The 13,230-nt window shown below is 68.0% G+C and carries 13 protein-coding genes; 7 read left to right on the forward strand and 6 right to left on the reverse strand.

Going from position 1 to position 13,230, the window contains the following annotated elements; genetic code table 11:
* Positions 1-114: 114 nt before the first annotated feature.
* The 3 genes from CR157_RS13545 to CR157_RS13555 form a co-directional block, all read right to left on the reverse strand.
* Positions 115-1,167, reverse strand: a complete 1,053-nt coding sequence (locus CR157_RS13545) for a class I fructose-bisphosphate aldolase (protein WP_110284068.1) — start codon at positions 1,165-1,167, stop codon at positions 115-117.
* A gap of 131 nt (positions 1,168-1,298) precedes the next feature.
* On the reverse strand, positions 1,299-1,688 hold the full coding sequence (locus CR157_RS13550) for an Hsp20/alpha crystallin family protein (protein ID WP_110284069.1): 390 nt from the start codon (positions 1,686-1,688) through the stop codon (positions 1,299-1,301).
* Between the two features lie 28 nt (positions 1,689-1,716).
* Positions 1,717-2,178, reverse strand: coding sequence for an Hsp20/alpha crystallin family protein (locus CR157_RS13555; protein ID WP_110284070.1), 462 nt, complete (start codon positions 2,176-2,178; stop codon positions 1,717-1,719).
* 241 nt (positions 2,179-2,419) lie between these two features.
* Here CR157_RS13555 and CR157_RS13560 point away from each other — a divergent pair, with 241 nt between their 5' ends.
* The 4 genes from CR157_RS13560 to CR157_RS13575 all read left to right on the forward strand — a co-directional run bounded on the left by CR157_RS13560 (position 2,420) and on the right by CR157_RS13575 (position 6,918).
* Positions 2,420-3,457 carry a type I glyceraldehyde-3-phosphate dehydrogenase gene (locus CR157_RS13560; RefSeq protein ID WP_110284071.1) on the forward strand — a complete coding sequence of 346 codons (1,038 nt, stop codon included), beginning with the start codon at positions 2,420-2,422 and terminating at the stop codon, positions 3,455-3,457.
* Positions 3,458-3,494: 37 nt separating this feature from the next.
* Entirely contained in the window at positions 3,495-4,661 is a 1,167-nt protein-coding gene (locus CR157_RS13565; protein ID WP_110284072.1) for a phosphoglycerate kinase, read from the forward strand.
* Positions 4,662-4,745: 84 nt separating this feature from the next.
* Entirely contained in the window at positions 4,746-5,810 is a 1,065-nt protein-coding gene (fba, locus tag CR157_RS13570) for a class II fructose-bisphosphate aldolase (RefSeq protein ID WP_110284073.1), read from the forward strand.
* 121 nt (positions 5,811-5,931) lie between these two features.
* Complete coding sequence (locus tag CR157_RS13575; protein WP_110284074.1) at positions 5,932-6,918, forward strand: 2-hydroxyacid dehydrogenase; 987 nt, start codon at positions 5,932-5,934, stop codon at positions 6,916-6,918.
* Between the two features lie 114 nt (positions 6,919-7,032).
* On the opposite strand, the gene CR157_RS13580 is transcribed toward CR157_RS13575, so the two are convergent.
* Positions 7,033-7,320, reverse strand: a complete 288-nt coding sequence (locus CR157_RS13580; protein ID WP_110284075.1) for a hypothetical protein — start codon at positions 7,318-7,320, stop codon at positions 7,033-7,035.
* Between the two features lie 383 nt (positions 7,321-7,703).
* On the opposite strand from CR157_RS13580, the gene CR157_RS13585 reads away from it, so the two are divergent.
* Genes CR157_RS13585 through CR157_RS13595 form a run of 3 tightly spaced genes read left to right on the forward strand, consistent with a single transcriptional unit; the run spans position 7,704 to position 10,471 of the window.
* On the forward strand, positions 7,704-8,732 hold the full coding sequence (locus CR157_RS13585; RefSeq protein WP_110284076.1) for a LacI family DNA-binding transcriptional regulator: 1,029 nt from the start codon (positions 7,704-7,706) through the stop codon (positions 8,730-8,732).
* A 60-nt stretch (positions 8,733-8,792) separates the two neighbouring features.
* Positions 8,793-9,782, forward strand: coding sequence for a sugar kinase (locus tag CR157_RS13590; protein WP_110284077.1), 990 nt, complete (start codon positions 8,793-8,795; stop codon positions 9,780-9,782).
* Between the two features lie 11 nt (positions 9,783-9,793).
* Positions 9,794-10,471, forward strand: coding sequence for an HAD-IA family hydrolase (locus CR157_RS13595; RefSeq protein WP_110284078.1), 678 nt, complete (start codon positions 9,794-9,796; stop codon positions 10,469-10,471).
* On the opposite strand, the gene CR157_RS13600 is transcribed toward CR157_RS13595, so the two are convergent.
* Both CR157_RS13600 and CR157_RS13605 read right to left on the reverse strand, forming a co-directional pair.
* Positions 10,468-11,358: an SMP-30/gluconolactonase/LRE family protein gene (locus CR157_RS13600; protein ID WP_110284079.1), complete on the reverse strand. Its 891-nt coding sequence runs from the start codon at positions 11,356-11,358 to the stop codon at positions 10,468-10,470. The two genes, CR157_RS13595 and CR157_RS13600, sit on opposite strands and share 4 nt — an antisense overlap.
* Positions 11,359-11,375: 17 nt before the next feature.
* Entirely contained in the window at positions 11,376-13,175 is a 1,800-nt protein-coding gene (locus CR157_RS13605) for an IlvD/Edd family dehydratase (protein ID WP_258364201.1), read from the reverse strand.
* Positions 13,176-13,230 lie beyond the last annotated feature (55 nt).

The raw sequence follows: 13,230 nt of genomic DNA on the forward strand, positions 1-13,230 counted from the left end.
CCCAGGCCAACGAGCTGCTCGACGCCTGAGCGCTGGCAGCGAGTCACGAAAGAGGGCACGGCCGATCGGCCGTGCCCTCTTCGTTTCCCGTCACCCTGGCTCAGGCAATGGTTCTCAGGCGATGGTCACGTCCTTCGACAGGTAGACGTCCTGGATGGCGTTGAGCAGCTCGACGCCCTCGGCCATCGGCTTCTGGAACGCCTTGCGCCCGGAGATCAACCCCATGCCGCCGGCACGCTTGTTGATCACCGCGGTGCGTACCGCCTGGGTCAGGTCGCCGGCGCCGCTGGAGGCACCACCGGAGTTGATCAGCCCGGCACGCCCCATGAAGCAGTTGGCCACCTGATAGCGGGCCAGGTCGATGGGATGGTCCGAGGTCAACTCGCTGTAGACCTTGTCGTGGGTGTGGCCGAAGCCGATGGCACGGTAGCCGCCGTTGGTCTCGGGCAGCTTCTGCTTGACGATATCGGCCTTGATGGTGGCGGCCATGTGGATCGCCTGGCCGGTGAGATCCGAGGCCACGTGGTAATCGGTGCCATCCTTCTTGAAGGCCGGGTTGCGCAGGTAGGACCACAGCACCGTGACCATGCCCAGTTCGTGGGCCCGCTCGAAGGCCTCGCTGACCTCCGTGATCTGGCGGCGACTCTCCGACGAACCGTAGTAGATGGTCGCCCCCACCGCCACGCAGCCCATGTCGAAGGCCTGCTCGACCTGGGCGAACAGCGTCTGGTCGTAGACCGCCGGGTAGGTCAGGGTCTCGTTGTGGTTGAGCTTGAGCAGCATCGGGATCCGGTGTGCGTAGCGCCGCGCCACCGAGGCGAGCCCGCCCAGCGTCGAGGCCACCGCGTTGCAGCCCCCCTCGATGGCCAGCTCGACGATGTTGGCCGGGTCGAAATAGATCGGGTTGGGGGCGAAGGAGGCCCCGGCCGAGTGCTCGATGCCCTGGTCCACCGGCAGGATGCTGAGGTAGCCGGTGCCGGCCAGCCGGCCATGGTCGAACAGCGCCTGCATGTTGCGCAGCACATGGGGCCGGCGGTCGCTGAGGGCCATCACCCGATCGATGAAGTCCGCCCCGGGCAGGTGCAGGCGCTCACCGGGAAAGCCGGTACAGACGTGGCCCAGCAGGTCGTCGGCCTCGTCACCCAGCAGCTTGGCGATATCGGTCATGTCGTTCCTCTCCTTGGGTTATCAAAGACGCTATTCCCAGCGTAGTGTAGGACCCTACCGAGCGGACACCCCCCCTTGCAAATGCGAGCGCCCACCCGCAGGGAGTGGGCGCTCGACGGCTAGCGCTCGGCTCAGGCCGCCTGGACCTCGATGCGCCGAGTCCGGTGGCTATCCTTCTTCGGCAGCACCAGATGCAGGACGCCATCCTCGACGCGCGCTTCGATGGCCTCACCGTCGATCTCGTGGCTCAGCGTGAAGCGGCGCGCGAAGCGCTGCGCCCGCACCTCGGCATAGGTCGCGGAGATGCCTTCGGGCATGTCGACCTGGATCTCGCCCTCGAGGCTCAACACATTGTTGTCCACCTCGATGCTCAGCGACTCCCGTTTCACCCCCGGCAGATCGGCCAACAGGTGCAGGGCATTGTCCTCCTCGTAGATGTCCACCGGCGGCAGCATGGCGGGTTCGCGCTGTTCGCGGGTGGCAAGGTCCCGAGCTTCCTCACGTTTGGCGATATCACTCATGGCAGATCACCTCCTTATCTCTCTCGCGTCATGCCGCCTTGATCTCGATGCGCCGCGGCTTGAGTTCCTCGCGCTTGGGCAAGTGAATCTCGAAGATCCCGTCATGGAAGCGCGCCTCGGAGAGGTCGGCATCCAGACCCTCGGGCAGGGCGATGGAGCGAGCAAACTCGCCGTCGAATCGCTCGCGACGGAAGTAGGGACGCCGACTGTCGCCTTCCGGCTCGGGCGGCAGCGCCTCGCGTTTGCCCCGCAGGGTCAGCACGTTGTCCTGGATGCTGATCTCGAGGTCGCTGGGTGAGAGACCCGCGGCAAACACATAGACACGAACCGCGTCGTCGGTGCGACCGACATTGATCATCGGATAACTGCCCCGCGGTACGGCACGGATATCCGCGACGCCACCTTCCGGGAAGAACTCGTCCATCAGTTGCCGGAACCAGTCCAGCCCCTGGAACGGGCCGGTATCGAAACGCCTGAGATCGTCGAACATATCAACCACCTCCTGCTGAAGACAGGTTGTCGGAAGGGGCCAGGTCGGGGCTGACAAGGCCCCCGTAATCTGCAAAATAGGAGCGCTCGATGGCGTTTCAAGTGCCCCGCAAGCAAAATTTTTCGCCCCCTTCACGGTGGCCGAAACCGCCTTTCGCGACTCGACCGGTGGGCCTGCTGGCCGCAAATGCGCTAGAATCGCGGGTTCGTGTTTCACGGCCCGGGGAGACTCCACCACCACCATGGCCCATCGCATCGCCATCAACGGTTACGGCCGCATCGGCCAGTGCGTGCTGCGCGCCCTCTTCGAACGCGCCGAACCGGCGCGTGAGCCGGAACTGGAGATCGTCGCGATCAACGAGCTCTCCGACCTGGCCACCATCGCCTACCTGACCCGCTACGACACCACCCACGGCCGCTTCCCCGGCCGGGTGGAGGTCGAGGGCGACCAGCTGGTGGTCAATGGTCGGGCGATTCGGCTGCTCTCCGAGTCCGATCCCGCCCGACTGCCCTGGGCCGAGCTCGGCATCGACCTGGTGCTCGAGTGCTCCGGCAGCTTCAAGGACCGCGCCACCGCCGAACGGCACCTGGCGGCCGGCGCCGGGCGGCTGCTGTTCTCCCAGCCGGCGGAGAGCGACGTCGACGCCACCATCGTCAGCGGCATCAACGACCAGGTGCTCGAGGCACACCACCGCATCATCTCGGCGGCCTCCTGCACCACCAACTGCCTGGTGCCGGTGCTCACCGTGCTCGACGAGGCGCTCGGCATCGAGCACGGCGTGACCACCACCGTGCACTCGGCGATGAACGACCAGCCGGTGATCGACGCCTACCACCAGACCGACCTGCGCCTGACCCGCTCGGCGATGCACTCCATCGTGCCGGTGGACACCGGCCTGGCCCGCGGCATCAATCGCCTGATGCCGCACCTGGCCGGGCGCCTCGAGTGCCTGCACATGCGCGTGCCGACCATCAATGTCTCGGCCATGGACCTGTCGATCTGCGTGCGACGCGACACCAGCGCCGCCGAGGTCAATGCCCTGCTGCGCGCCGAGAGCCACGCGCGGCTGGCCGGGCTGCTCGGCTACACCGAGGAGCCCATGGCCTCCATCGACTTCAACCACGATCCACGCTCCGGTATCGTGGACGCCACCCAGACCCGGGTGGCGGGAAGCCGCCTGATCAAGCTGCTGTGCTGGTTCGACAACGAGTGGGGCTTCGCCAATCGCATGCTCGACGTGAGCCGGCGCCTGGCCGCCATGCCCCCGCCCACCCCATGACCCCGCTTCGGTTTCTCCAGATGAGGAAGACGCCCCGATGAACGTGCGCAAGATGACCGACCTCGACCTCAACGGCCAGCGCGTGCTGATCCGCGAGGACCTGAACGTACCCGTCAAGCACGGCAAGGTGACCAGCGACGCCCGCCTGCGGGCCTGCCTGCCGACCATCCAGGCCGCCCGGGACGCCGGCGCCAGGGTGATGCTGATGAGCCACCTGGGTCGCCCCACCGAAGGCGAGCCGGCCGAGGAGTTCTCGCTGGCCCCGGTGGCCGAGCACCTCGGCGAGCTGCTCGGCCGCCCGGTCACCCTGGTCAGGGACTACCTGGGCGCCGCCCTGGACCTGGCCGACGGCGAGGTGGTGCTGCTCGAGAACGTGCGCTTCAATGCCGGCGAGAAGAAGGATGACGAGACCCTGGCGAAGCAGTATGCCGCGCTGTGCGACGTCTTCGTGATGGACGCCTTCGGTACCGCCCATCGTGCCCAGGCCTCCACCCATGGCGTCGCGCGCTTCGCCCCCACCGCCTGCGCCGGCCCCCTGCTGGCCGCCGAGCTCGACGCCCTGGAGAAGGCGCTCGCCGCCCCCAGGCGCCCCATGGCGGCCATCGTCGGCGGCTCCAAGGTCTCCACCAAGCTCGAGGTGCTCAATGCACTCTCCGCGAAGTGCGACCAGCTGATCGTCGGCGGCGGCATCGCCAACACCTTCATCGCCGCCGCCGGGCACAAGGTCGGCAAGTCGCTGCACGAGGCCGACCTGATCGAGAAGGCCAGGGAACTGATGGGCCGGGTCGAGATCCCGCTGCCCAGCGACGTGGTGGTGGCCACCGAGTTCTCCGAATCGGCCGAGGCCGTGGTCAAGCCGGTCGACCAGGTCGCCGACGACGAGATGATCCTCGACATCGGCCCCGAGACCGCCGCCCGCCTGGCCGCCCTGCTCAAGGACGCCGGCACCATCCTGTGGAACGGCCCGGTGGGCGTGTTCGAGATCGACCAGTTCGGCCGTGGCACCGAGGTGATCTCGCAGGCCATCGCCGAGAGCCCGGCCTTCTCCATCGCCGGCGGCGGCGACACCCTGGCGGCCATCGACAAGTACGGCATCGGCGACCGGATCTCCTATATCTCCACCGGCGGCGGCGCCTTCCTCGAATACGTGGAAGGCAAGACCCTGCCCGCGGTGAAGGCCCTGGAAGACGCCGCCGCGCGCTGAGACCGCCTCCCCCCTCGATACCCCCTGTCGGCGTGGCCCCTCGGTCACGCCGGCATCGATCGGATTTCACAGACAGGACACTTCATGGCACTGATCAGCATGCGCCAGATGCTCGACCACGCCGCCGAGCGCGGCTACGGCATCCCGGCCTTCAACGTCAACAACCTCGAGCAGATGCGCGCCATCATGGAAGCCGCCGACGCGACCGACTCGCCGGTCATCGTCCAGGCCTCCGCCGGCGCCCGCAAGTACGCCGGGGCCCCCTTCCTGCGTCACCTGATCCTGGCCGCCGTGGAGGAGTTCCCCCACATCCCGGTGGTCATGCACCAGGACCACGGCACCAGCCCCGCGGTGTGCCAGCGCTCGATCCAGCTCGGCTTCTCCTCGGTGATGATGGACGGTTCGCTGGGCGAGGACGGCAAGACGCCCATGGACTACGACTACAACGTCGACGTCACCCGCCGTACCGTCGAGATGGCCCACGCCTGCGGCGTCTCGGTGGAGGGTGAGCTGGGCTGCCTGGGCAGCCTGGAGACCGGCATGGCCGGCGAGGAAGACGGCATCGGCGCCGAGGGCAAGCTGGACATGGAGCAGCTGCTCACCGACCCGGAAGAGGCCGCCGACTTCGTCAAGGCGACCGGCGTGGACGCCCTGGCCATCGCCATCGGCACCAGCCACGGCGCCTACAAGTTCACCCGGCCGCCCACCGGCGACACCCTCTCCATCCGGCGCATCAAGGAGATCCACGAGCGCATCCCCGACACCCATCTGGTGATGCACGGCTCCTCCTCGGTGCCCCAGGAGTGGCTGGCGATCATCAACGAGTTCGGCGGCGAGATCCCCGAGACCTACGGCGTGCCGGTCGAGGAGATCGTCGAGGGCATCCGCCACGGCGTGCGCAAGGTCAACATCGACACCGACCTGCGCCTGGCCTCCACCGGCGCGGTGCGCCGCTTCCTGGCCCAGCACCCCGCCGAGTTCGACCCGCGCAAGTACCTCAAGGAGACCGTGGCCGCCATGCGTGATGTCTGCATCGCGCGCTACGAGGCCTTCGGCACCGCGGGCAATGCCTCCAGGATCAAGCCGATCAGCCTGGAAGCCATGTTCGAGCGCTACGCGAGCGGCGAGCTGGATCCCAAGGTGAAGTGATCTCCTCGCATCCCTTCGCGCATCTCTGTGCGACAGGCGAGTTCGGGCGGCCCTGGTGGCCGCCCTTTTCGTGGCAGGCTGCTAGGCTAGGAAACTGCCCACCCTCGATCAGGAGCCCCAGATGACCAAGCGCATCGTCGCCTATCGGCGGATCAAGCCCCACCACCTCGAGGCCCTGCGCCGCGATTTCCACGTGGATCATTTCCCCGAGCTCGCTTCCGCCGACGACCCGGCCTTTCGTGAGGCGATGGCCAGGGCCCACGGCCTGATCGGGGCGGGGCTCGGGGTCACCCCCGAACTGCTCGACGCCGCGCCGCGCCTGGAAGCCATCGCCACCATCTCGGTGGGCTACGACAACTTCCCGGTGGAGGAACTGACCCGTCGCGGCATCCTGCTCTGCAATACGCCCGACGTGCTCACCGAGACCACCGCCGATACCGGCTTCCTGCTGATCATGGCCGCGGCCCGCCGGGCGGTGGAGCTGGCCGAGCTGGTCAAGCGCGGCGACTGGCAGGCGAGCATCGACGAGCCGCACTTCGGCAGCGACGTGCACGGCAAGACCCTGGGCATGATCGGCTTCGGTCGCATCGGGGCGGCCATCGCCCGCCGCGGCGCGCTGGGCTTCGGCATGCGCATCCTCTACTCCAATGCCTCGCCCAAGCCGGCACTGGAGGCCGAGCTCGGTGCCGAACGTCGCGAACTGGACGCCCTGCTCGCCGAAGCGGATTTCGTCTGCGTGACGGTGCCGCTGACCGCCGAGACCGTGCACCTGATCGGCGCCCATGAGTTCGCCCGGATGAAGCCCTCGGCGATCTTCGTCAATATCGCCCGCGGCAAGGTGGTCGACGAGTCGGCCCTGATCGCCGCCCTGGAAAAGGGCCAGATCCTGGCCGCCGGCCTCGACGTCTTCGAGCAGGAACCGTTGTCGCCGGAATCGCCGCTGCCGCACATGACCAACGTGGTGGCCCTGCCGCACATCGGCTCGGCGACCCACGAGACCCGCGACGCCATGGCACAGCGCGCCGTCGACAACCTCACCCTGGCGCTGACGGGCGAGCGGCCCATCAGCCTGGTCAACGAGGCGGCCTGGACACGGCGCCGGCGCTGAGGCGGGCACGAAAAAAGCCGCCCCCGGCAGGGGCCGGAGGCGGTCGAGGCGGATGACGCCGGGAACGTCAACCGATGGGAGAACCCGCCGCCCGTCCGTGGGCAGCGTCAGGGCTTACCAACCCTGCTCTTCGTCATCCCCTTCTTCTTCCCACTCTTCTTCCTCGTACTCGAACTCCTCCTCCTCGTACTCGAACTCCTCCTCCTCGTTCTCGTACTCAGTGGTGCTATCGACGCCAGCACCCGCTTCGGCATTACCGCCAGCATCCGGCGCCGTCTCTTCCTGGGGAACGCCTTCCTGCTCCTCTTCCTCGTGGAAGTCGGCGAAGGCCAGCGGGCTGGCGATCAGGCCGAAAGAAACACCGAAGATACCGAGTTTCTTGAGGAATTCCTTGGACATCATGTTCGTACCTCCAATGGAGTCTGAGCTTGAGTTTCCTTGTGAAGCCTGGGGCTTCGCTCGTCATGCCGGTGAGGGTCCGCTTGCCACTTGGCGTGTCGAGGTCTCGGCCGGCATGTCTTGCTCGTCCTGACGACTGCAGGGAGCGGACCAGTTCTGCGCCAACAACAGATAAAAGACCTTAAAATCAAATTGCTATAACAAAATCCCGAATCCGAAACGGCACCCGAGCTCCCCTCGCGAGGTGGTGATATCTGACACATGGGCCCCGCGGACACAGCCACAGAGGATGGGGCGGCGATCGCCCGGCCTCACTCCCGCACCTTGCCGATCCTGCCCGATCGAATTAGAATGGGAACGTTCCCATAGGAGATCATCGAGTCATCATGACCACCACGCCGCCGCTACGACGTGCCACCATCCTCGAGGTCGCCAGGTCAGCCGGCGCCTCCAAGACCAGTGTGTCGCGCTACTTCAGTGGTGAACGTGAACGCCTCTCGCGGGAACTGCAGGCACGCATCGCCGAGGCCGCCCGCTGCCTGGGCTACCGCCCCAACCAGATGGCCCGTGGCCTCAAGGGCGGCCACTCGCGATTGATCGGCATGCTGGTGGCGGACATCCGCAACCCCTTCTCGGTGGCGGTGATGCATGGCGTGGAGCAAGCCTGCCGCGAGCAGGGCTATTCCCTGCTGGTCTGCAATACCGACAACGACCCGGCCCAGGAGCGCGCCCGCCTGGCATTGCTGGCCTCCTATCGAGTCGAGGGACTGGTGATCAACGTCGCCGGTCGACCCAGCCGCGAACTCCACACCCTGGCCGACCAGGGCATTCCCCTGGTGCTGCTCGACCGGGAGCTGGATCTGGTCGAGGCCGACGTGGTCGGCCTCGACAATGCCGGGGCCATCGACATGGCCCTCGACCACCTGGCTGGCCAGGGCTACGGCGAGTTGCTCTATGTCAGCGAGCCGCCGGAGCAGATCAGCTCGCGCCAGCGGCGTCTCGAGCGCTTCCGGCAGGGGCTGGGCGAACGTGGCCTGACGGGCGAGGCGCTCTGCCTGGCACTGGAAGGCCAGGAGGGCGCCCTGACCGACGGGATCACCACCTTCCTCGCCAGGCCGGGCCGCCCACCCAGGGCCCTGCTGTGCGCCAACGGCAATGTCACCCTCGCCGTCACCCGCACGCTCCAGAGGCTCGGTATCCGCCTCGGCGAGACCGGGCTGCTCGGTATCGACGAACTCGACTGGTGCGAGCTGGTCCCGCCGGGCATCACCACCCTGGCCCAACCCACGGCGATGATCGGCCAGGCCGCGGTCGACCGCCTGCTGCAACGCCTGGAAGCTTCCGGTCACCGAGCCCCACCGCGACGCCTCCACTATCAGCCGACATTGATCTCGCGAGGCTCCACGCGCCGCTGATTCACGGGAGCTTCACGACGACCCGCGACACAAGGTCCCGACACCCGAGAGAACACGACCATGACGCACGCCAGCGCAGCCAGTCCGGAAATCCTCGCCTTCGGTGAGGCCATGACCATGTTCGTTGCCGACACACCCGGCCCACTGGCCGAGGTGGAGCACTTCCATCGCCGGATCGCCGGCGCCGATACCAACGTGGCCATCGGCCTGGCGCGACTGGGCTTCCCGGTCGGCTGGCTGAGTCGGGTCGGTGCCGACAGCTTCGGCGACTTCATTCGCCACACCCTCGAGGCCGAGGGACTCGACTGCCGGCATCTGACATCCGACCCCACACACCCCACCGGCCTGCTGTTCAAGGCACGCGCCGAGGGCGGCGCCGACCCCCGGGTCGAATACTTCCGTCGCGGCAGTGCCGCCAGCCGGTTGTCGCCGGACGATACCCTCAGCGTCGACTTCGGCGCCCTGCGCCACCTGCATGCCACCGGCATCCCCCCAGCGGTCTCCACGAGCTGTCGCGAACTCTCCTGGCACATGCTGGACAATGCCCGCGCCGCCGGCGCCAGCATCTCCTTCGACCCCAACCTGCGCCCCAGCCTGTGGGCAAGCGAAGCCGAGATGCGCGAGACACTGAACGCCATGGCAGCCAGAGCTGACTGGGTGTTGCCGGGGCTGGCAGAGGGCCGGCGCCTGACCGGGCTCGAGACGCCCCACGATATCGCCGGCTACTATCTCGACCGGGGTGCCAGGGCGGTGATCATCAAGCTCGGTCCCGAGGGCAGCTACTACCGTGGTACCCTCGCGGGCCGGGAAGAGAGCTTCACTCAGGCCGGTTTTCCGGTGGCCGAGGTAGTGGATACCGTCGGCGCCGGTGACGGCTTCGCGGTGGGCGTGGTCAGCGCCCTGCTCGATGGCCTCTCGCCCCGGGGGGCCGTGCGCCGCGGCAACCTGATCGGCGCCCAGGCGGTTCAGGTGGTCGGCGACATGGAAGGCCTCCCCGACCGAGCCCGCCTGGGGGCACTCGAAGCCTCCCTGCCGCCCCTCACCCCCTGAAAGGAGCCCTCATGACCCCACCGCTCTGCCTGCTCTTCGACTCCGACGGTACCCTGGTCGACAGCGAGATCCTGCTCGCCCAGGTCATGGCGGAGGTGCTGCCGCGCTTCGGCCTGCCCTTCACCGCCCACCAGTACATGGAGGAGTTTCGCGGCGTCCGCTTCCTCACCATCGTGCTCACCCTGGAGCAGCGCCACGCCACGCTCGACGAACAACGCCGCCAGCAGATGGAGAGCGAGATGCGCGCGCTGATGGAGGCCCGCATGCGCGCCGAGCTGCTGCCCATCGACGGCATGCCGAAGGCCCTGGGGGCCCTGGCCGCCCACCCCAAGGCGGTGGTCTCTAACGGCCCGGAAGGCAAGATCCGCTGCGCCATGGAGAGCACCGGCCTCGCCCCGCATTTCGGCGACCGGCTGTTCAGCGCCTACACCCTGGGCGTGTGGAAGCCCGATCCGGGCCTCTACCGCCAGGCCGCCGAGGCCATGGGCCATCCCCCCGAACGCTGTGTGGTGATCGACGACGCCGCGGTGGGCGTGGCCGCCGGCCTCGAGGCCGGTATGCGGGTGATCCACCTCAACCGCCTCCCCGACGAGGAAGTCACCCCACCGGGTGCCATCGGCATCCGACATGCCAGCGAGCTGCCGGGGGTGGTGGCCCGGCTGGCTGCCGCCACCCACCCCCTCTGCTAGCCGCGACCGACGGGCTCCTCCAGCCCGGCCACCGGGGCCGGCATCCTGAGCAGGCCGCCGGCGGCCGGCCAGCGGGCTTTCCCTTCAGCATCCAGGTGCTGGGTGGCGGTGGTGATATAGAGGGTCTGCAGGTCGGCCCCGCCGAAGGCCACCATGGTGGGGTGCGGGCAAGGCAGTTCGACGCCGGCTACCAGTTCCCCGTCGGGCGAAAAGCGCACCAGTTGCCCCCCACCGTAGAGCACGCTCCAGTAGTGCCCCTCGCTGTCCACCGCGGCGCCATCGGGCACCCCCGGCAACCCCAGCGCCTCCAGATCAACCCAGGTCTCCGCCACGCCGGTGCCACCGCTCGCCACGTCGAAGGGATAGCGCAGGATACGCCGCGTCAGCGAGTCGGTATGGTAGAGCCAATGCCCGTCGGGGCTGAAGGCCAGGCCGTTGGAGATGCCGATGCCCGACCGGCGTGGTACCAGTTGGCCCTGGTCGAGGCAGTAGAGTGCCGCCGTGGGGCTCTGCTCGTCGGCGGCGATGGTGCCCACCCAGAGCCGGCCGTGCGCATCGCAGCGACCATCATTGAAGCGATTGCCGCCCTCCTCCCGCCACTCCGGGTTGTCCGCCAGACGCTCGGTCCGGCCATCGAACGGCAGGCGCAGCCTGACGATCCCCGAGGCGGTCGCGGCCAGCAGCCCCGCCTCGCACAGGGCAAGGCAACCGACCTTTTCGTCCAGCTCGATACGGGTGGGAGCTTCATCGTGGTCTGGCCGCCAGGCGTAGATCACCCCACGATTGATATCCACCCAATAGAGCGTCTGCCGCGCCACCGACCACAGCGGGCTCTCGCCCAGGCTCATGCCCAACGCGAGCGCCACCTCGATACGTGCCTCCGTCATCGCATCACCCCCCTGCCTCAGTGGTTGTCCCGCGGCGGGCTGAGCCTTGCCACGTCCCGGTACTTGGGCGCCGGTTCCAGCGTCATGCCGCGATCCAGCGGTTCCACCAGCGTGCGCTGGATCTCCTGCCAGGGTGTCTGGTGATCCGGGTAGCGGTAGCCGCCGTTCGCCTCCAGCCTCTGGCGGCGGGCCTCGAGCTCGGCGTCATCGATCAGCAGCTGCACCTCGCCCTTGCCCAGGTCGACTCGCAAGCGATCGCCGGTCTCGAGCAGCGCCAGGCCTCCGCCGCTGGCCGCTTCGGGCGAGGCGTTGAGGATCGACGGCGAACCCGAGGTGCCCGACTGTCGGCCGTCACCCAGGCACGGTAGCGATTCGATGCCGCGTCGGATCAGCGCCTCCGGCGGCTGCATGTTGACCACCTCGGCGCCGCCGGGATGGCCCACGGGGCCGGCACCGCGCATCACCAGGATGGTGCGCTCGTCGATGGCGAGGCTCGGGTCGTCGATGCGCGCATGGTAGTCCTCGGAACCGTCGAACACCGCCACGCGACCCTCGAAGGCGTCCGGGTCGTCGGGGTCGCTGAGGAAGCGCTCGCGGAAGTCCTTCGAAATCACGCTGGTCTTCATCAGCGCCGAATCGAAGAGGTTGCCCCCGAGGTTGAGGAAGCCGGCGTGCGCGACCAGGGGATTGCCATAGCGGCGGATCACGTCGTCGTCGCGGGTCTCCCGTCCGCGGACATTGTCGGCCAGCGAACGGCCGTTGACGGTCATGACATCCCCGTGCAGATGGCCGGCACCCAGGAGTTCACTGATGACCGCCGGCACCCCGCCGGCACGATGGAACTCCTCGCCGAGATAGGCCCCCGCCGGCATGACGTTGGCCAGCAGCGGGATGGCGTGGCCCAGGTGCTGCCAATCGTCGTTGTCGAGTTCGAGGCCGGCGTGGCGGGCGATGGCGTTGACGTGGATCGGCGCATTGGAGGAGCCGCCCAGCGCCGAGCAGGTGACGATGGCGTTCTCGAATGCCTCGCGGGTGAGGATGTCGCTGGGGCGCAGGTCCTCCCAGACCATCTCGACGATCCGCTCGCCGGTCCGGTAGGCGACCATGGCGCGCTCCTTGTAGGGCGCAGGAATCATCGCCGAGCCCGGCAGGCTCATGCCCAGCGCCTCGGCCATGGCGTTCATGGTCGAGGCGGTGCCCATGGTGTTGCAGTGGCCCACCGAGGGCGCCGAATCGGTAGCCCGGGCGAGGAACTCGGCATAGTCGATGTCACCGGCGGCGAGCCGCTTGCGCAGCTCCCAGATGATGGTCCCCGAGCCGACCCGCTCGCTGCCCCGCCAGCCGTTGAGCATGGGCCCGCCGGAGAGCACGATGGCCGGGATATTGACCGTGGCCGCCGCCATCAACGCCGCCGGGGTGGTCTTGTCGCAGCCGGTGGTCAGCACCACGCCATCGAGTGGGTAACCGTGCAGCACCTCCACCAGGCCCAGGTAGGCCAGGTTGCGATCCAGCGCCGCCGTGGGGCGGCGGGCATTCTCGTGGATCGGATGCATGGGGAACTCGAAGGGCACGCCGCCGGCGGCGCGGATGCCGTCCTTGACCCGCTTGGCGAGCTCCACGTGGTGGCGATTGCAGGGCGTCAGGTCGGAGCCCGACTGGCAGATGCCGATGATCGGCCGGCCGCTCGTGAGCTCCTCCAGGGTGATGCCGTAGTTCAGGTAGCGCTCGATGCACAGCGCCGTGGTCCCCGGGTGCTCGGGGTTGTCGAACCAGTCGCGCGAGCGCAGCTGGTCGGATGTGATCTTGGCGTTACTCATCATGTCGATACTCGTCTCATGGATAAAGGAAGCATTTCAGAGGGGAGGGTCAAGT

This window comes from Halomonas sp. LBP4 (assembly GCF_003202205.1).
GTDB classification, from domain to species: domain Bacteria; phylum Pseudomonadota; class Gammaproteobacteria; order Pseudomonadales; family Halomonadaceae; genus Halomonas; species Halomonas flagellata.